Here is a 14,868-nt window from a genome sequence, read left to right on the forward strand (position 1 = left end):
GGAGGTCTCCCCCCGGCTTTTTTACTGGACAATTCCGAAGAATTTACTCTTCGTCGTCGTCCACCTCTTCCGCTTCGATATCCAGCGGACGGCCAACCAGCTCGACGAATGCCATCGGGGCATTGTCGCCGGCACGGAAGCCGCACTTCAGGATACGAAGGTAACCACCCGGACGCTCGCTATAGCGGGGACCCAGCTCATCAAAGAGCTTGGCAACCGCAGCATCGTTGCGCAGGCGAGAAAACGCCAGACGACGATTCGCGACCGAATCATTCTTTGAGAGCGTGATCAAAGGCTCAGCTACACGACGAAGCTCTTTGGCTTTCGGCAGCGTTGTCTTGATCAGCTCGTGTTCAACCAGTGACGCAGTCATGTTACGGAACATGGCCTTGCGATGCGCACTGGTCCTGCTGAACTTACGACCACTCTTACGATGACGCATTGCTCTTATTCCTTACCTTAAACTAATCGGCGATTAACCGCCCAGAACCCGGTCGTCGCCACGGAGGCTTGCCGGCGGCCAGTTATCAAGACGCATACCCAGTGACAGACCACGGGACGCAAGCACGTCCTTGATCTCGGTCAGCGACTTTTTACCAAGGTTAGGCGTCTTCAGCAGCTCAACTTCAGTGCGCTGAATCAGATCGCCGATGTAGTAGATGTTCTCAGCCTTCAAGCAGTTAGCTGAACGCACTGTCAATTCCAGATCATCCACCGGACGCAGCAGAATCGGATCAATTTCTTCCTCTTCCTCCACGCGCTCGGGTTCTTTCTCGTGATCGAAATCAACAAACACCGCCAGTTGCTGCTGGAGGATGGTGGCCGCCCGGCGAATCGCTTCTTCCGGATCGATCGTACCATTGGTTTCCAGATCAATAACCAGCTTGTCCAGGTCGGTGCGCTGCTCTACCCGTGCACTTTCCACGGCGTAGGCGACACGACGAACCGGGCTGAAGGTTGCATCCAGCTGCAGGCGTCCGATAGCGCGAGTTTCGTCCTCGTCCAGACCCCGCTGATCGGCTGGCTCATAGCCACGACCACGAGCAACCTTGAGACGCATGTTCACTTCACCCTTTTCACTGAGGTGACAGATCACATGATCCGGGTTGGTGATCTCGACATCATGATCCAGCTTGATATCTCCGGCTGTGACGGCGCCCGGGCCTTTCTTGCTGAGTGTAACCTCAGCTTCATCCCGACCGCCCATCTTGACAGCTACGCCCTTGAGATTCAGAAGAATCTCAATAACGTCTTCCTGGACACCCTCGATTGCGCTGTACTCATGCAGAACGCCGTCAATCTGTGCTTCGGTAATCGCACAGCCCGGCATTGAGGACAAGAGTATACGACGCAGTGCGCTACCCAGGGTATGACCGAAACCTCTTTCCAGAGGCTCCAGCGTCACCTTGGCACGCATGGCGCTTGATTCCTTCACGTCAATGGTACGAGGTGTCAATAACTCATGTACTGAACGCTGCATAGACGCCCCTATCTGCTCTCGTTGCTAACTGGGCTTTACTTCGAGTAAAGCTCGACGATGAGGTTCTCGTTGATGTCGGCCGGCAGTTCAGTACGCTCAGGCACTGACCTGTAAACGCCGGACATCTTGCTGGCGTCGACCTCTACCCAGCTCACCGGTGCGCGGCTTGCAGACAGATCCAGCGCGCCTTTAACGCGAAGCTGGTTTTTTGCCTTCTCACGCACACTCACAACATCACCCGGCTTAACCTGGTAGGAAGGAATGTTCACTACCTTGTCGTTGACCAGGATCGCCTTGTGAGAAACGAGCTGACGGGACTCAGCACGGGTAGAACCAAAACCCATGCGGTATACAACGTTGTCGAGACGGCCTTCCAAAAGCTGCAGCAGGTTTTCACCGGTTGCGCCTTTGATACGGGCAGCCTCTTTGTAGTAATTACGGAACTGCTTTTCGAGCACACCGTAAATACGACGAACTTTCTGTTTTTCACGAAGCTGAACGCCGTATTCGGACAAACGACTGCGACGCGCGCCGTGCATACCCGGCGGAGTCTCAATGTTGCATTTCGAATCGAGCGCGCGAACACCGCTCTTCAGAAAAAGATCTGTCCCTTCACGACGAGACAGCTTGCACTTCGGGCCTATATAACGAGCCATAATTCACTGTCTCCTGTGTTAGACGCGGCGCTTTTTGGGCGGACGACAGCCGTTATGGGGAATCGGCGTCACATCAGTGATGTTGGTGATCTTGTACCCGCAGCCATTCAGCGCGCGTACAGCGGATTCACGTCCGGGCCCAGGACCCTTAACCTCTACGTCCAGGTTTTTAAGGCCGTATTCAGCAGCCGCATTACCGGCTCTTTCAGCTGCTACCTGCGCAGCAAAAGGTGTACTCTTGCGTGACCCACGGAAACCGGAACCACCAGAGGTAGCCCAGGACAGGACGTTGCCCTGACGGTCAGAAATGGTCACGATAGTGTTGTTGAAGGACGCGTGAATGTGCGCGACGCCATCAACAACCGTCTTTTTCACCTTTTTACGGGTACGTGTACCTGGCTTTGCCATGTTTGCCTACCTGTTACTTACGAATAGGTTTGCGAGGACCTTTACGGGTGCGGGCGTTGGTCTTGGTGCGCTGGCCACGGACCGGAAGGCCATGACGATGACGCAGACCACGGTGACATCCGAGATCCTTCAAACGCTTGATGTTCATCTGTACTTCACGACGCAGATCGCCTTCGACAGACACCTTGCCCACTTCAGTACGAAGGGATTCAAGTTGCTCGTCGGACAGGTCCTTGACCTTGACGTCCGGCTTGACGCCGGTTGCATCGCAAAGCTTTTGGGCTGTTGTCTTGCCAACACCAAAGATGTAGGTCAGCGAGATAACAGCATGTTTGTTATCGGGTATATTGACACCGGCTATACGTGCCATCCAAATTACTCCGCGTTCAAAGCTTTGCTGTGTGAATTTTCCGCCACAAAAAGGGCGCGAAATAATAGCGCCTGACCCCATTCAGAGTCAAGCGCTATCATTCCGAAACCCTGCAATGTCAGGAAGGCTTCCCGAAGGAATCAGCCCTGGCGCTGCTTGTGACGAGGCTCCGAGCAAATGACTCGTACCGAGCCATTGCGACGAATTACTTTGCAGTTACGGCAAATTTTCTTTACCGAAGCGCGTACTTTCATTGTCGACTCCAGTTTTCAAGGGGAACGGTTTTAACCGTTCCGACCATAGCCCTTGAGATTGGATTTCTTCATCAACGAATCATATTGATGAGACATCAGGTGCGACTGAACCTGCGCCATGAAATCCATCACCACGACTACAACAATCAGCAGTGAGGTACCACCCAGATAGAACGGTACATTCCCGGCCACCATCAGGAACTGAGGGAACAGGGAAACTGCTGCAATGTACATTGCACCGAACAGAGTCAGCCGGGTCAGAACGCCGTCGATATACTTGGCCGTCTGATCACCGGGACGAATGCCCGGAATAAACGCTCCAGAGCGCTTGAGGTTATCCGCAACTTCTTTCGGGTTGTACATCAGCGCCGTGTAGAAGAAGCAGAAGAATACCACTGCTGCCGCAAACAGGATGATGTACAGGGGCTGGCTTGGCGCCAGTGCCTGGGAGATATCACTCAGCCACTCCATGCCTTCGCCCTGACCAAACCACTGCCCCAGCGATGCCGGGAACAACAGGATGGAAGACGCGAAGATGGGCGGAATAACACCGGCCATATTAACCTTCAGCGGCAGATGGCTGGACTGCTGGGCAAATACCCGGCGGCCCTGCTGACGCTTGGCGTAGTTGATAGTCAGACGCCGCTGACCTCGCTCCATGAACACCACGAAACCAACCACGGCAATCGCCAGCACACCAATGCCCAGAACAACGAGCAGACTCATCTCGCCATTCCGCGCCTGCTCAAGGGTCTGACCGATAGCACCGGGCAAACCGGCAACGATCCCGGCGAAAATCAGCAGGGAAATACCGTTACCGACGCCACGCTCGGTGATCTGCTCACCCAGCCACATCATGAAGACGGCACCACAAACGAAGGACACAACCGCCACAAAGTGGAAGCTGAAGCTGTCGTTAAAGGTGACGCCCTGAGATGCCAGACCGACAGAAATACCGAAGCCCTGAACCAGGGCCAGGATAACCGTACCATACCGCGTGTACTGGCTGATCTTGCGACGACCAGCCTCGCCCTCTTTCTTCAGCTGCTCAAGCTGCGGACTGACCGCTGTCATGAGCTGCATGATAATAGAGGCAGAGATATACGGCATGATACCGAGTGCGAAGATACTCATGCGCTCAAGCGCACCACCGGAAAACATGTTGAACAGACTCAGGATCGTGCCCTGATTCTGATCGAACAACGCCGCCAGGCGGTCAGGGTTAATACCCGGCACCGGTATATGGGCACCGATACGGTACACCAACAATGCCAGGAAGACGAACCAGAGCCGCGAACGCAGCTCTGCCAGTCCTTTTCCCGCGCCCGCAGGCAATGATGCTGTCTTGGCCATTTAGTCCTCGACTCGCCTTAGTCTTCGACTTTTCCACCCGCGGCAGCAATCGCCTCGCGTGCGCCCTTGGTCACTCGCAGACCTTTTACGGTCACCGCCCGACTCAGTTCGCCGGAAAGGATAACCTTGGCTTCGCGAATTTCTTCACGAACAATGTCTGCTTTCTTGAGTGCTTCGAGGTCAACTACGTCACCCTCTACCTTCGCCAGTTCATTCAGGCGAATTTCAGCAACATAACGCTGCTGACGAGAAGTGAAACCAAACTTCGGCAGACGGCGGGCCAACGGCTGCTGACCACCCTCGAAACCGGGAGCAACACTGCCACCGGAACGGGCTTTCAGACCCTTGTGACCACGGCCACCGGTTTTACCGAGACCGCTACCGATACCGCGACCTACGCGCTTGGCAGCAGGACGTGAACCGGGATCCGGACTAAGTTCGTTCAGACGCATCTTAGTTCTCCTCAACCCGAACCAGGTAATCAACCCGGTTGATCATGCCGCGGATGGAAGGCGTATCTTCCACTTCCACGGTGTGACCGATTTTACGAAGACCCAGGCCCTTGACGCACAGTTTGTGCTTGGGCTGGCAGCCGATGGGGCTGCGGGTCAGAGTTACTTTGATCGTTTTTGCGTTCGCCATGACTTCAACCCAGAATCTCTTCCACGGTTTTACCGCGCTTGGCTGCAATATCCTCAGGCGCCTGTGTCGCCTGGAGACCCTTGATGGTGGAACGTACCACGTTCACCGGGTTGGTAGACCCGTAACACTTGGACAGTACGTTCTGAACACCCGCGACTTCCAGTACCGCACGCATCGCACCACCGGCGATGATACCTGTACCTTCAGAGGCTGGCTGCATGTAGACCTTGGAGCCGCCATGCTGAGCCTTGACCGGGTATTGCAGAGTGGTGCCGTCCAGCGGAACCTCTACCATGTTCTTGCGTGCGGCTTCCATGGCCTTCTGGATGGCGACCGGCACTTCACGCGCCTTGCCACGACCAAAACCAACGCGACCTTTACCATCACCCACTACAGTCAGTGCGGTGAAGGCGAAAATACGGCCGCCTTTTACAACCTTGGCGACACGATTGACCTGAACCAGCTTCTCCTGGAGCTCAGGCGCCTTCTGTTCGTTAACGCTCATCTTCTCCACCTCTTAGAATTGCAAGCCAGCTTCACGGGCTGCGTCGGCCAGAGCCTGGACCCGACCGTGATAACGGTAACCGGAGCGGTCAAAAGCAACGCTCTCTACACCTGCTGCCTTGGCACGCTCAGCAATCAGCTGACCGACCTTTTTGGCAGCTTCCACGTTACCGGTTGCACCCTGGCGCAGTTCCTTATCCAACGTGGAGGCAGTGGCAATAACCTTGCTGCCATCTGCAGTTGTAACCTGGGCGTACATGTGACGCGGCGTGCGGTGAACGCACAGGCGGTCGGTACCCAGCTTACGGATCTTCATGCGCACTTTGCGTGCGCGACGCAATCTTTCGTTATTCGCGCTCATAGTCCCGCCTTATTTCTTCTTGGCTTCTTTGCGTCTGACCTGCTCATCCGCATAACGCACACCCTTGCCTTTATAAGGCTCTGGCGGACGGAATGCGCGGACTTCCGCAGCGACCTGGCCAACCTGTTGCTTGTCGATTCCGCGAATCACAACTTCCGTATTAGACGGAGTTTCAGCGGTAATCCCCTCGGGCAGCTCATACTCGACCGGGTGCGAAAAACCCAGTGTCAGGTTGAGCTTCTTACCTTGCGCCTGGGCACGGTAACCTACGCCCGTCAGCGCGAGCTTACGCTCCCAGCCTGTAGAGACACCGGTCACCATGTTGTTGACCAGTGCACGGGTAGTACCAGCAAGAGCGCGGGACTGTTTGGCACCATCGCGGGCCACAAAGCGAAGAACGTTTTCTTCCTGCTTTACTTCTACCGCCTGGTGAATGGTGATTTGAAGCGCTCCCTTGGAGCCCTTCACATTAATTTCCTGTCCGTTCAGCTTAACCTCAACACCGGAAGGCAGCACGACAGGATTATTGGCAACCCTGGACATGTGATTCTCCTAGAATACGGTGCAGATGACTTCGCCACCCACGCCGGCAGCTCGTGCGGCGCGGTCTGTCATAACGCCCTTGGACGTTGAGACAATCGCGACTCCCAGACCACCGGATACTTTCGGCAGTTCCCCAGCGCCTTTGTACTGGCGCAGACTCGGACGGCTGACCCGCTTGATCTCTTCAATAACCGGCTTGCCGCCGAAATATTTCAGAGTAATCGTCAGCTCGGGCTTCGCGTCAGCTGAAACGGAAAAATCTTCAACGTAACCTTCGTCCTTCAGGACCTGGGCCACGGAGATCTTCATCTTTGAAGACGGCATGGCCACGTCGGCCTTCTGTGCCATCTGTGCGTTACGAATACGCGTAAACATATCCGCAAGCGTATCTTGCATACTCATTGGTATGAGGCTCCTGATCTTTTTAGTTGTGCAGCGGCGTGCCGCACCGCTTACCAACGGGCACCTGACCTGGTGGTCAGGGTGCCAGTCTTACCAGCTTGCCTTGGTCAGACCCGGTACGTCACCGCGCATGCCGTATTCACGGAGCTTGATCCGTGAAAGCTCGAACTTGCGCAGAACGCCGTGGGGGCGACCAGTCACCTGGCAACGATTACGAAGACGTGAGGGGCTGGCATCACGAGGAAGCTGTTGCAGCTTCATCTGTGCGTCCCAACGCTCTTCATCGCTGGTATTCGGGTTCTTGATAATCGCCTTGAGCTCAGCACGCTTCGCTGCAAACTTCGCAACGGTCTTCTCGCGCTTGAGCTCACGGTTCTTCATGGAAACCTTAGCCATTACACTCGTTCCTTATTTCTTGAACGGAAAGCCAAAGGCTTTCAACAGTTCGCGACCTTCGTCGTCGGTACCGGCAGTGGTGGTAATGGTGATGTCCAGACCACGGATCTTGTCGACTTTGTCGTACTCGATCTCAGGGAAAATGATCTGCTCACGCACACCCATGCTGTAGTTACCGCGACCGTCGAACGATTTGGGGTTCAGACCGCGGAAGTCACGAACGCGGGGAACCGCGATGTGAACCAGACGATCAAAGAAATCCCACATACGCTCACCACGCAGGGTAACCTTACAACCGATAGGCCAACCTTCACGAATCTTGAAACCCGCGACGGATTTACGTGCCTTGGTAACAACCACTTTTTGACCCGCCAGGCGCTCAAGATCCGCCACGGCATTCTCAATCAGCTTCTTGTCACCAACCGCTTCGCCGACACCCATGTTCAGGGTGATCTTTTCGATACGCGGCACCTGCATAATGTTCTTGTAGCCGAACTCTTTCTGCAGGGCGGGTACCACTTCCTTACTGTACTGCTCTTTCATGTTAAGCATCGTAACCACCACCGCTTACTGGTTATCGACAGCTTCGTTCGTGGACTTGAAGATCCGCACTTTGGCGCCGTCTTCCTTGATCTGGAAGCCTACGCGATCGGCTTTGCCGGTCTGCGGATTAAAAATAGCCACGTTGGAAGCCTGGATAGGTGCTTCTTTTTCGACGATGCCACCTGGGGTGCCCAGCATCGGGTTCGGCTTGGTGTGCTTCTTCATCATGTTGATGCCAGAAACAATCACTCGGCCATCGTCCTGAACCTTCAGGACTTTACCACGTTTGCCTTTATCTTTCCCCGTGGTGACGATTACTTCGTCATCTCGTTTGATCTTTTTCATAACCGGCCTCTGGTCCTTAAAGTACTTCGGGTGCCAGTGAGATAATCTTCATGAACTTCTCGTTACGCAGTTCACGGGTAACCGGTCCGAAGATACGGGTACCAATGGGAGCGTCCTGATTGTTCAGAAGTACCGCCGCGTTACCGTCAAAACGGATCAGCGACCCGTCCGGACGACGCACACCCTTGCGGGTACGTACTACAACAGCCTTCAGGACCTGGCCTTTCTTCACCTTGCCGCGGGGGATGGCTTCCTTAACGGTTACCTTGATGATATCCCCAACGCTTGCATAACGCCGGTGTGAACCGCCCAGGACCTTGATGCACATCACCTGACGCGCACCGCTGTTATCCGCGACTTCAAGCATTGTTTGAGTCTGAATCATGGTTGTTCTCCGGGCGAATTACACCTTGGATGCACGTTCGGTAACTTCCACCAGAGCCCAACTTTTGGTCTTCGAGACCGGACGGGTTTCCTGGATCGTTACGGTGTCACCGATGTTGCACTGGTTGCTCTCATCGTGAGCATGAATCTTGGTTGAGCGCTTCATGTACTTACCGTACAGAGGGTGCTTCACCTGGCGCTCAACCAGGACAACGATGGATTTCTCCATCTTGTTGCTCACGACCTTGCCGCTCAGAGTTCTGGCAGTTTGGGTAGCTTCGGTCATGTCACTGTCCTGCCTTTTCATTCAATACTGTTTTCACGCGAGCAATATCGCGCTTCACATTGCCGAGAAGGTGAGACTGATTCAGCTGACCTGTCGCCTTGCGCATGCGCAGGTTGAACTGCTCCTTCAGGAGGTCGATCAGCTCGTTGTTCAGCTCCTCGACTGACTTATCACGCAGCTCTGTTGCTTTCATCACATCACCGTCCTCGTTACAAAGGTGGTCTGTACCGGCAATTTGGCCGCAGCAAGAGTGAATGCGTCACGAGCGATTTCCTCGGAAACACCTTCCATCTCATAAAGCATCCGGCCAGGCTGGATTTCAGCCACCCAATACTCGACAGAACCCTTACCTTTACCCATTCGTACTTCAAGCGGTTTGCTGGAGATCGGCTTGTCCGGGAAAATCCGGATCCAGATCTTACCGCCCCGCTTGATGCGACGAGTCATGGTACGACGCGCTGCCTCAATCTGGCGCGCAGTTATACGCCCACGGGTAGTCGCCTTCAATCCGTATTCACCGAAGCTCACCTTGTTAGCGCGGTGAGCGAGACCGGTATTACGGCCTTTCATTACCTTGCGAAATTTGGTGCGTTTTGGTTGCAGCATAAGAGTGCCCCTTTACTTAGAACCTTTCTTCCCAGAGGCTTTCTTGTCAGCACGGACCTGCTCCATACCACCAAGAATCTCACCTTTGAAGATCCATACCTTGACGCCGATAACGCCGTAAGTGGTATGCGCTTCGTAGGTTGCGTAATCAATATCTGCACGCAGAGTGTGCAGAGGTACACGACCTTCGCGATACCACTCGGAACGCGCGATTTCAGCACCCCCGAGACGTCCACCTACCTGGATCTTGATACCCTTCGCGCCCTGGCGCATGGCGTTCTGTACCGCACGCTTCATAGCGCGACGGAACATCACACGACGCTCCAGCTGGCCGGCAACGTTTTGCGCTACCAGGCGGGCATCCAGGTCCGGCTTGCGGACTTCTTCGATGTTGATGTGCACGGGCACACCCATCATGTCGCTAACTTCGCGACGCAGACGATCAACATCTTCACCCTTCTTACCGATAACAATACCGGGACGGGCAGTATGGATCGTGATACGGGCGTTCTGAGCAGGGCGCTCGATCACAATCTTGCTGACAGACGCCTTCACAAGACGCTTGTCAAGGAATGCACGAACCTGAATATCGTTCAACAGGTTGTTCGCGTATTCCTGCTTTTCGGCATACCACACTGAGTTGTGCTCTTTGATCACACCCAGGCGAATGCCGGTTGGATTTACTTTATGACCCATCTGAGCATCTCCTACTTGTCGGCGACCTTGACGGTGATATGGCAGGTGCGCTTGAAAATCCGGTCAGCGCGCCCCTTGGCTCGAGCTTTGATTCGCTTGAGCGTCGGACCCTCATCCACCATCACGGTGGAAACCCGCAGTTCGTCAACGTCCAGACCTTCGTTGTGCTCAGCGTTGGCGATGGCAGACTCAAGAGCTTTCTTGATGACTGTTGCCGCCTTTTTTGGGCTGAAAGTCAGAATGTTTAGGGCGTCCTCAACAGCCTTGCCGCGTACTTGGTCAGCGACAAGACGTGCTTTCTGAGCTGAGAGGCGAGCGCCCTTATACTTGGCTGCTACTTCCATTTCTATTACCTCAGAATCAGCGTTTAGCTTTCTTGTCGGCCGCATGACCACGATAAGTACGCGTTGCCGCGAACTCACCCAGCTTATGTCCAACCATATCTTCGGTGACATAAACCGGCACGTGCTGCTTGCCGTTGTGGACTGCAATGGTCAGGCCTACCATCTCCGGAAAAACTGTTGACCGGCGCGACCAGGTCTTGATCGGCCGCTTGTCGTTAGCTTCCAGAGCTGCCTCGACCTTCTTCAACAGATGCAGGTCTATAAAAGGACCTTTCTTTAAAGAACGTGGCACAGCAATTACCTCTATGTAGTCGTTTACTTGGCCGAACGACGACGTACTATCATCTTGTCAGTACGCTTGTTCTTACGAGTCTTATGCCCTTTGGTCGGAACACCCCAAGGAGTAACAGGGTGACGCCCGCCAGAGGTACGCCCTTCACCACCACCATGTGGGTGGTCAACTGGGTTCATAGCAACACCACGTACTGTTGGACGTTTACCGCGCCAACGTGATGCACCCGCTTTACCAAGCTGCTTGAGGCTGTGCTCGCTGTTGGACACTTCGCCCAACGTTGCACGACAGTCAACAAGCACCTTACGCATTTCACCTGAGCGCAGGCGGATGGTGGCATATGCACCTTCACGCGCTACCAGCTGTACGGATGCGCCCGCGGAGCGAGCCAGCTGGGCACCTTTGCCAGGCTTGAGTTCGACGCAGTGGATCACGGAACCAACCGGAATATTCCGGAGCGGAAGCGTGCTGCCCACTTTAATCGGCGCGTCGATACCGGAACGCACAGGATCTCCGATCTGCATACCTTTGGGAGCGATGATGTAACGACGCTCGCCATCGGCGTACTTCAGGAGCGCGATGTGCGCAGAGCGGTTAGGATCATACTCCAGGCGTTCAATAGTCGCCGGAATACCATCTTTGGTCCGCTTGAAATCAATTACGCGGTAGTGCTGCTTGTGGCCACCACCAACGTGACGGGTAGTGATGCGACCAAAATGGTTACGACCACCCGACTTACTCTTAGTTTCTACCAACGGCTCGTAAGGGCGCCCCTTGTGCAGATCAGGGTTGTAGAGCTTTACAACGTGACGGCGGCCGGCAGATGTTGGCTTGGTTTTGACGATCGGCATATTACGACCCCTTTACCTTATTCCACATCCAGAAAATCGATGTCCTGACCTTCCGCAAGCTTTACATAAGCCTTACGCAGATCATTACGCTTGCCGAAACCGCGGATGGTACGCTTGAGCTTACCCTTACGGTTCAGAACCTGAACACCTTCGACGGTGACGTTGAACAGCTGCTCAACGGCTTTTTTGATCTCGGGCTTAGTCGCATCAGGTGCTACACGAAACACGACCTGATTGCTTTCCGCCACCAGAGACGCTTTCTCTGATACGTGCGGTCCCAGAAGAACCTTGTAAATACGTTCCTGATTCATCCCAGCATCTCCTCGATCTTCTTCAGAGCGGGAACAGTCACAACGACTTTCTCGAAGGCAACCAGGCTAACCGGGTCCAGTCCTGCAACGTCACGCACGTCAACGTGCGGAATGTTACGGGAGGCCAGGTGCAGATTCTGCTCAACGTTGTCGGACAGAATCAGGGCGTTATTCACACCGATGTCCTTCAGCTTGGCGTTGAAAGCCTTGGTTTTGGGGGTGTCGACATTCATGTCGTCAACCACAACCAAACGCTCCTGGCGAACCAGCTCGGAAAAAATAGAGCGCATCGCTGCGCGGTACATCTTGCGGTTGACCTTCTGCTCGAAGTCACGAGGCTTGGCAGCAAAGGTCACACCACCGGAGCGCCAGATCGGGCTACGGATTGTACCTGCACGAGCACGACCTGTGCCCTTCTGACGCCAGGGCTTCTTACCACCGCCACTGACTTCTGAACGTGTTTTCTGAGCCTTGGTGCCCTGACGGCTAGCTGCCATGTATGCAGTAACCACCTGGTGAACCAGCGACTCGTTAAAATCTTTGGCGAATGCGGCATCGGAAACAGAGATTCCCTTGCCGCTACCTGTAATAGTCAATTCCATCGCACCGCTCCTCAGGCTTTAACTGCAGGCTTGATGACAACGTTACCGCCAGTCGCGCCGGGAACGGCACCACTTACCAGCAGCAGGTTGCGCTCGGCGTCGACGCGGACGACCTTCAGGTTCTGCACAGTTACCTGCGCGTTGCCCATCTGGCCCGCCATCTTCTTGCCCTTGAATACCTTGCCCGGAGTCTGGTTCTGACCAATGGAACCCGGAGCACGATGCGACAGTGAGTTACCGTGGGTCGCGTCCTGCATGGAAAAGTTCCAGCGCTTAACACCGCCCTGGAAACCTTTACCCTTGGACTGACCAGTGGCATCAACAACCTGACCGTCTTCGAAGACAGAAGCCGTGATCTCGCCGCCGGCTACCAGGTCTTCACCTTCGCCATCAGCCAGACGGAACTCCCACATACCGCGACCAGCTTCAACGCCGGCTTTGGCATAGTGGCCTGCTTCGCTCTTGGTCACACGAGAGGAACGACGAGCACCGACGGTTACCTGAACCGCGCGATAACCATCGCTTTCAAGAGTTTTGAGCTGGGTAATGCGGTTGGGCTCAACCTCAATTACCGTAACGGGCAGCGCCTGCCCATCTTCCGTAAAAATACGGGTCATACCGGCCTTACGACCGACAACACCAATTGCCATGTTTCACCTCTTAAGTGTACGGGGCTCTCACCCTCTATGGCCTTATGACAGTTACACAGACTAAGCCGGGGCTTAGCCGAGGCTGATCTGAACGTCTACACCTGCTGCCAGGTCCAGCTTCATCAAAGCATCTACTGTCTTTTCCGTCGGCTCAACAATGTCGAGCAAACGCTTATGAGTACGAATTTCATACTGATCGCGCGCGTCTTTGTTGACGTGCGGGGAGATCAGAATGGTGTACTTTTCCTTCCGCGTCGGCAGAGGGATTGGCCCACGCACCTGAGCGCCGGTCCGCTTAGCGGTATCGACAATCTCCTGCGTGGACTGGTCGATCAGGCGATAATCAAACGCCTTCAACCGGATTCGAATTTTTTGGCTTTGCATGATGCACCAAACTCCACTCGTAGCAGCTACTTGTTTAGCCGACCTTCAAAAAAAGGAGCCGCATTGTATGCATAATACCCAACCGTGTCAACTGCAATGCAGATTGACCCGGTCGGGCATCAATTCGCGGCTGAAACAGAAAAAGGGGCTGATGTTTCAGCCCCTTTTTCCTGGATCAATCGAGTGGATTACTCGATGATCTTGGCGACTACGCCGGCACCAACGGTACGGCCACCTTCGCGAATCGCGAAGCGCAGACCATCTTCCATGGCGATCGGAGCAATCAGGGTAACACTCATCTTCACGTTGTCACCCGGCATTACCATTTCCACACCTTCCGGCAGTTCGCAAGAACCGGTTACGTCGGTGGTACGGAAGTAGAACTGCGGACGATAGCCCTTGAAGAACGGCGTATGACGACCACCTTCTTCTTTGGACAGCACGTACACTTCGCACTCAAACTTGGTGTGCGGCTTGATGGAGCCCGGTACACACAGAACCTGACCACGCTCAACGTCGTCACGCTTGGTACCACGCAGCAGAACACCAACGTTCTCACCGGCACGGCCTTCGTCCAGCAGCTTGCGGAACATCTCAACACCGGTACAAGTGGTCTTCACGGTATCTTTGATACCAACGATTTCCACTTCGTCACCCACCTTGATGATGCCACGCTCAACACGACCGGTTACCACAGTACCACGACCGGAGATGGAGAATACGTCCTCAATCGGCATCAGGAACGGCTGATCGATCGCGCGCTCCGGCTCAGGGATGTAGTCGTCCAGGGCTTCTACCAGCTTCTTGACAGCGGTAGTACCCATTTCGTTGTCGTCTTTACCTTCCAGCGCCATCAGCGCGGAACCGGTAATGATCGGCGTGTCGTCGCCCGGGAAGTCGTACTGCTCCAGAAGTTCGCGAACTTCCATCTCAACCAGCTCGAGCAGCTCTTCATCGTCTACCATGTCGGCCTTGTTCAGGAACACGACAATGTACGGTACGCCAACCTGACGAGACAGCAGGATGTGCTCGCGAGTCTGCGGCATGGGGCCGTCAGCTGCGGAACATACCAGGATCGCGCCGTCCATCTGCGCCGCACCAGTGATCATGTTCTTCACATAATCCGCGTGGCCCGGGCAATCTACGTGGGCGTAGTGACGAGTCGGAGAATCGTACTCTACGTGGGAAGTCGCGATGGTGATACC

29 protein-coding genes are annotated in these 14,868 nt (G+C 54.7%); all 29 read right to left on the reverse strand.

All coding sequences use genetic code 11. The features are described from left to right. Positions 1-43 precede the first annotated feature (43 nt). Positions 44-442: a 50S ribosomal protein L17 gene (gene rplQ, locus ACJO5Y_RS07855; protein WP_406985910.1), complete on the reverse strand. Its 399-nt coding sequence runs from the start codon at positions 440-442 to the stop codon at positions 44-46. Between the two features lie 33 nt (positions 443-475). Continuing rightward, positions 476-1,480, reverse strand: coding sequence for a DNA-directed RNA polymerase subunit alpha (locus ACJO5Y_RS07860; RefSeq protein ID WP_406985912.1), 1,005 nt, complete (start codon positions 1,478-1,480; stop codon positions 476-478). A 35-nt stretch (positions 1,481-1,515) separates the two neighbouring features. Next, a complete protein-coding gene (gene rpsD, locus ACJO5Y_RS07865) occupies positions 1,516-2,136 on the reverse strand; it encodes a 30S ribosomal protein S4 (protein ID WP_406985914.1) in 621 nt (206 codons plus the stop codon). An 18-nt stretch (positions 2,137-2,154) separates the two neighbouring features. Then, the gene (gene rpsK / locus ACJO5Y_RS07870; RefSeq protein WP_004580767.1) at positions 2,155-2,544 is read right to left on the reverse strand and encodes a 30S ribosomal protein S11; all 390 of its coding nucleotides are present in this window, start codon (positions 2,542-2,544) and stop codon (positions 2,155-2,157) included. 13 nt (positions 2,545-2,557) lie between these two features. Then, on the reverse strand, positions 2,558-2,914 hold the full coding sequence (gene rpsM, locus ACJO5Y_RS07875) for a 30S ribosomal protein S13 (protein ID WP_012139789.1): 357 nt from the start codon (positions 2,912-2,914) through the stop codon (positions 2,558-2,560). 140 nt (positions 2,915-3,054) lie between these two features. Beyond that, on the reverse strand, positions 3,055-3,168 hold the full coding sequence (rpmJ, locus tag ACJO5Y_RS07880) for a 50S ribosomal protein L36 (protein WP_008174902.1): 114 nt from the start codon (positions 3,166-3,168) through the stop codon (positions 3,055-3,057). A gap of 30 nt (positions 3,169-3,198) precedes the next feature. Then, positions 3,199-4,521 carry a preprotein translocase subunit SecY gene (secY, locus tag ACJO5Y_RS07885; protein ID WP_406985917.1) on the reverse strand — a complete coding sequence of 441 codons (1,323 nt, stop codon included), beginning with the start codon at positions 4,519-4,521 and terminating at the stop codon, positions 3,199-3,201. A 17-nt stretch (positions 4,522-4,538) separates the two neighbouring features. Next, positions 4,539-4,973: a 50S ribosomal protein L15 gene (gene rplO / locus ACJO5Y_RS07890; protein WP_406985919.1), complete on the reverse strand. Its 435-nt coding sequence runs from the start codon at positions 4,971-4,973 to the stop codon at positions 4,539-4,541. Position 4,974: 1 nt separating this feature from the next. After that, positions 4,975-5,163 (reverse strand): 50S ribosomal protein L30, encoded by a 189-nt coding sequence (rpmD, locus tag ACJO5Y_RS07895; RefSeq protein ID WP_012139786.1) that lies wholly within the window; start codon positions 5,161-5,163, stop codon positions 4,975-4,977. Positions 5,164-5,167: 4 nt separating this feature from the next. Continuing rightward, entirely contained in the window at positions 5,168-5,668 is a 501-nt protein-coding gene (gene rpsE, locus ACJO5Y_RS07900) for a 30S ribosomal protein S5 (RefSeq protein WP_008174892.1), read from the reverse strand. A 12-nt stretch (positions 5,669-5,680) separates the two neighbouring features. Next, the gene (gene rplR, locus ACJO5Y_RS07905) at positions 5,681-6,028 is read right to left on the reverse strand and encodes a 50S ribosomal protein L18 (RefSeq protein WP_012139782.1); all 348 of its coding nucleotides are present in this window, start codon (positions 6,026-6,028) and stop codon (positions 5,681-5,683) included. A 9-nt stretch (positions 6,029-6,037) separates the two neighbouring features. After that, positions 6,038-6,571 carry a 50S ribosomal protein L6 gene (rplF, locus tag ACJO5Y_RS07910; RefSeq protein ID WP_406985922.1) on the reverse strand — a complete coding sequence of 178 codons (534 nt, stop codon included), beginning with the start codon at positions 6,569-6,571 and terminating at the stop codon, positions 6,038-6,040. 9 nt (positions 6,572-6,580) lie between these two features. Then, positions 6,581-6,973, reverse strand: a complete 393-nt coding sequence (rpsH, locus tag ACJO5Y_RS07915; protein ID WP_406985925.1) for a 30S ribosomal protein S8 — start codon at positions 6,971-6,973, stop codon at positions 6,581-6,583. Positions 6,974-7,063: 90 nt separating this feature from the next. After that, positions 7,064-7,369: a 30S ribosomal protein S14 gene (rpsN, locus tag ACJO5Y_RS07920; protein ID WP_012139779.1), complete on the reverse strand. Its 306-nt coding sequence runs from the start codon at positions 7,367-7,369 to the stop codon at positions 7,064-7,066. A gap of 12 nt (positions 7,370-7,381) precedes the next feature. After that, positions 7,382-7,921, reverse strand: a complete 540-nt coding sequence (gene rplE / locus ACJO5Y_RS07925; protein WP_012139778.1) for a 50S ribosomal protein L5 — start codon at positions 7,919-7,921, stop codon at positions 7,382-7,384. 15 nt (positions 7,922-7,936) lie between these two features. Next, positions 7,937-8,257, reverse strand: coding sequence for a 50S ribosomal protein L24 (gene rplX, locus ACJO5Y_RS07930; protein WP_012139777.1), 321 nt, complete (start codon positions 8,255-8,257; stop codon positions 7,937-7,939). 16 nt (positions 8,258-8,273) lie between these two features. Next, positions 8,274-8,642, reverse strand: coding sequence for a 50S ribosomal protein L14 (gene rplN, locus ACJO5Y_RS07935; RefSeq protein ID WP_007154005.1), 369 nt, complete (start codon positions 8,640-8,642; stop codon positions 8,274-8,276). Positions 8,643-8,660: 18 nt separating this feature from the next. Further along, entirely contained in the window at positions 8,661-8,927 is a 267-nt protein-coding gene (gene rpsQ, locus ACJO5Y_RS07940; RefSeq protein WP_008174879.1) for a 30S ribosomal protein S17, read from the reverse strand. A 1-nt stretch (position 8,928) separates the two neighbouring features. Further along, complete coding sequence (gene rpmC / locus ACJO5Y_RS07945; protein WP_012139773.1) at positions 8,929-9,120, reverse strand: 50S ribosomal protein L29; 192 nt, start codon at positions 9,118-9,120, stop codon at positions 8,929-8,931. Then, a complete protein-coding gene (rplP, locus tag ACJO5Y_RS07950; protein ID WP_027830882.1) occupies positions 9,120-9,533 on the reverse strand; it encodes a 50S ribosomal protein L16 in 414 nt (137 codons plus the stop codon). Before rplP ends, rpmC begins: the two co-directional genes overlap by 1 nt. A gap of 12 nt (positions 9,534-9,545) precedes the next feature. Then, positions 9,546-10,229, reverse strand: a complete 684-nt coding sequence (gene rpsC, locus ACJO5Y_RS07955; protein ID WP_406985932.1) for a 30S ribosomal protein S3 — start codon at positions 10,227-10,229, stop codon at positions 9,546-9,548. A gap of 11 nt (positions 10,230-10,240) precedes the next feature. Further along, complete coding sequence (rplV, locus tag ACJO5Y_RS07960) at positions 10,241-10,573, reverse strand: 50S ribosomal protein L22 (RefSeq protein WP_048497742.1); 333 nt, start codon at positions 10,571-10,573, stop codon at positions 10,241-10,243. 16 nt (positions 10,574-10,589) lie between these two features. Next, positions 10,590-10,865: a 30S ribosomal protein S19 gene (rpsS, locus tag ACJO5Y_RS07965; protein WP_007154011.1), complete on the reverse strand. Its 276-nt coding sequence runs from the start codon at positions 10,863-10,865 to the stop codon at positions 10,590-10,592. Between the two features lie 23 nt (positions 10,866-10,888). Continuing rightward, positions 10,889-11,716 carry a 50S ribosomal protein L2 gene (gene rplB, locus ACJO5Y_RS07970; RefSeq protein ID WP_012139769.1) on the reverse strand — a complete coding sequence of 276 codons (828 nt, stop codon included), beginning with the start codon at positions 11,714-11,716 and terminating at the stop codon, positions 10,889-10,891. A 17-nt stretch (positions 11,717-11,733) separates the two neighbouring features. After that, on the reverse strand, positions 11,734-12,027 hold the full coding sequence (gene rplW, locus ACJO5Y_RS07975) for a 50S ribosomal protein L23 (protein WP_127330392.1): 294 nt from the start codon (positions 12,025-12,027) through the stop codon (positions 11,734-11,736). Continuing rightward, positions 12,024-12,629, reverse strand: a complete 606-nt coding sequence (gene rplD / locus ACJO5Y_RS07980; RefSeq protein WP_127330390.1) for a 50S ribosomal protein L4 — start codon at positions 12,627-12,629, stop codon at positions 12,024-12,026. The genes rplW and rplD overlap by 4 nt, the downstream gene beginning before the upstream one ends. Positions 12,630-12,640: 11 nt before the next feature. Beyond that, a complete protein-coding gene (gene rplC / locus ACJO5Y_RS07985) occupies positions 12,641-13,279 on the reverse strand; it encodes a 50S ribosomal protein L3 (RefSeq protein WP_406985937.1) in 639 nt (212 codons plus the stop codon). 72 nt (positions 13,280-13,351) lie between these two features. Further along, positions 13,352-13,663: a 30S ribosomal protein S10 gene (gene rpsJ, locus ACJO5Y_RS07990; RefSeq protein WP_077529290.1), complete on the reverse strand. Its 312-nt coding sequence runs from the start codon at positions 13,661-13,663 to the stop codon at positions 13,352-13,354. 188 nt (positions 13,664-13,851) lie between these two features. Next, positions 13,852-14,868: elongation factor Tu (tuf, locus tag ACJO5Y_RS07995; RefSeq protein WP_406985281.1), on the reverse strand; the 1,017-nt coding region annotated here is incomplete at its 5' end.

Origin of the sequence: Marinobacter alkalisoli (assembly GCF_045449855.1) — a bacterium.
Classification (GTDB): domain Bacteria; phylum Pseudomonadota; class Gammaproteobacteria; order Pseudomonadales; family Oleiphilaceae; genus Marinobacter.

Bases quoted from the DNA above. Each gene is read 5' to 3' on its own strand.
- rplQ (WP_406985910.1), bottom strand. From the start codon at position 442: ATGCGTCATCGTAAGAGTGGTCGTAAGTTCAGCAGGACCAGTGCGCAT.
- rplN (WP_007154005.1), bottom strand. From the start codon at position 8,642: ATGATTCAGACTCAAACAATGCTTGAAGTCGCGGATAACAGCGGTGCG.
- rplD (WP_127330390.1), bottom strand. From the start codon at position 12,629: ATGGAATTGACTATTACAGGTAGCGGCAAGGGAATCTCTGTTTCCGAT.
- ACJO5Y_RS07860 (WP_406985912.1), bottom strand. From the start codon at position 1,480: ATGCAGCGTTCAGTACATGAGTTATTGACACCTCGTACCATTGACGTG.
- rpsK (WP_004580767.1), bottom strand. From the start codon at position 2,544: ATGGCAAAGCCAGGTACACGTACCCGTAAAAAGGTGAAAAAGACGGTT.
- rplO (WP_406985919.1), bottom strand. From the start codon at position 4,973: ATGCGTCTGAACGAACTTAGTCCGGATCCCGGTTCACGTCCTGCTGCC.
- rplF (WP_406985922.1), bottom strand. From the start codon at position 6,571: ATGTCCAGGGTTGCCAATAATCCTGTCGTGCTGCCTTCCGGTGTTGAG.
- rpsQ (WP_008174879.1), bottom strand. From the start codon at position 8,927: ATGACCGAAGCTACCCAAACTGCCAGAACTCTGAGCGGCAAGGTCGTG.
- rpsD (WP_406985914.1), bottom strand. From the start codon at position 2,136: ATGGCTCGTTATATAGGCCCGAAGTGCAAGCTGTCTCGTCGTGAAGGG.
- rpsM (WP_012139789.1), bottom strand. From the start codon at position 2,914: ATGGCACGTATAGCCGGTGTCAATATACCCGATAACAAACATGCTGTT.
- rplV (WP_048497742.1), bottom strand. From the start codon at position 10,573: ATGGAAGTAGCAGCCAAGTATAAGGGCGCTCGCCTCTCAGCTCAGAAA.
- rpsE (WP_008174892.1), bottom strand. From the start codon at position 5,668: ATGAGCGTTAACGAACAGAAGGCGCCTGAGCTCCAGGAGAAGCTGGTT.
- secY (WP_406985917.1), bottom strand. From the start codon at position 4,521: ATGGCCAAGACAGCATCATTGCCTGCGGGCGCGGGAAAAGGACTGGCA.
- rplR (WP_012139782.1), bottom strand. From the start codon at position 6,028: ATGAGCGCGAATAACGAAAGATTGCGTCGCGCACGCAAAGTGCGCATG.
- rpsN (WP_012139779.1), bottom strand. From the start codon at position 7,369: ATGGCTAAGGTTTCCATGAAGAACCGTGAGCTCAAGCGCGAGAAGACC.
- rpsJ (WP_077529290.1), bottom strand. From the start codon at position 13,663: ATGCAAAGCCAAAAAATTCGAATCCGGTTGAAGGCGTTTGATTATCGC.
- rplP (WP_027830882.1), bottom strand. From the start codon at position 9,533: ATGCTGCAACCAAAACGCACCAAATTTCGCAAGGTAATGAAAGGCCGT.
- rpmD (WP_012139786.1), bottom strand. From the start codon at position 5,163: ATGGCGAACGCAAAAACGATCAAAGTAACTCTGACCCGCAGCCCCATC.
- rplX (WP_012139777.1), bottom strand. From the start codon at position 8,257: ATGAAAAAGATCAAACGAGATGACGAAGTAATCGTCACCACGGGGAAA.
- rplE (WP_012139778.1), bottom strand. From the start codon at position 7,921: ATGCTTAACATGAAAGAGCAGTACAGTAAGGAAGTGGTACCCGCCCTG.
- rpsH (WP_406985925.1), bottom strand. From the start codon at position 6,973: ATGAGTATGCAAGATACGCTTGCGGATATGTTTACGCGTATTCGTAAC.
- rplC (WP_406985937.1), bottom strand. From the start codon at position 13,279: ATGGCAATTGGTGTTGTCGGTCGTAAGGCCGGTATGACCCGTATTTTT.
- rpmJ (WP_008174902.1), bottom strand. From the start codon at position 3,168: ATGAAAGTACGCGCTTCGGTAAAGAAAATTTGCCGTAACTGCAAAGTA.
- rpsC (WP_406985932.1), bottom strand. From the start codon at position 10,229: ATGGGTCATAAAGTAAATCCAACCGGCATTCGCCTGGGTGTGATCAAA.
- rplB (WP_012139769.1), bottom strand. From the start codon at position 11,716: ATGCCGATCGTCAAAACCAAGCCAACATCTGCCGGCCGCCGTCACGTT.
- rplW (WP_127330392.1), bottom strand. From the start codon at position 12,027: ATGAATCAGGAACGTATTTACAAGGTTCTTCTGGGACCGCACGTATCA.
- rpmC (WP_012139773.1), bottom strand. From the start codon at position 9,120: ATGAAAGCAACAGAGCTGCGTGATAAGTCAGTCGAGGAGCTGAACAAC.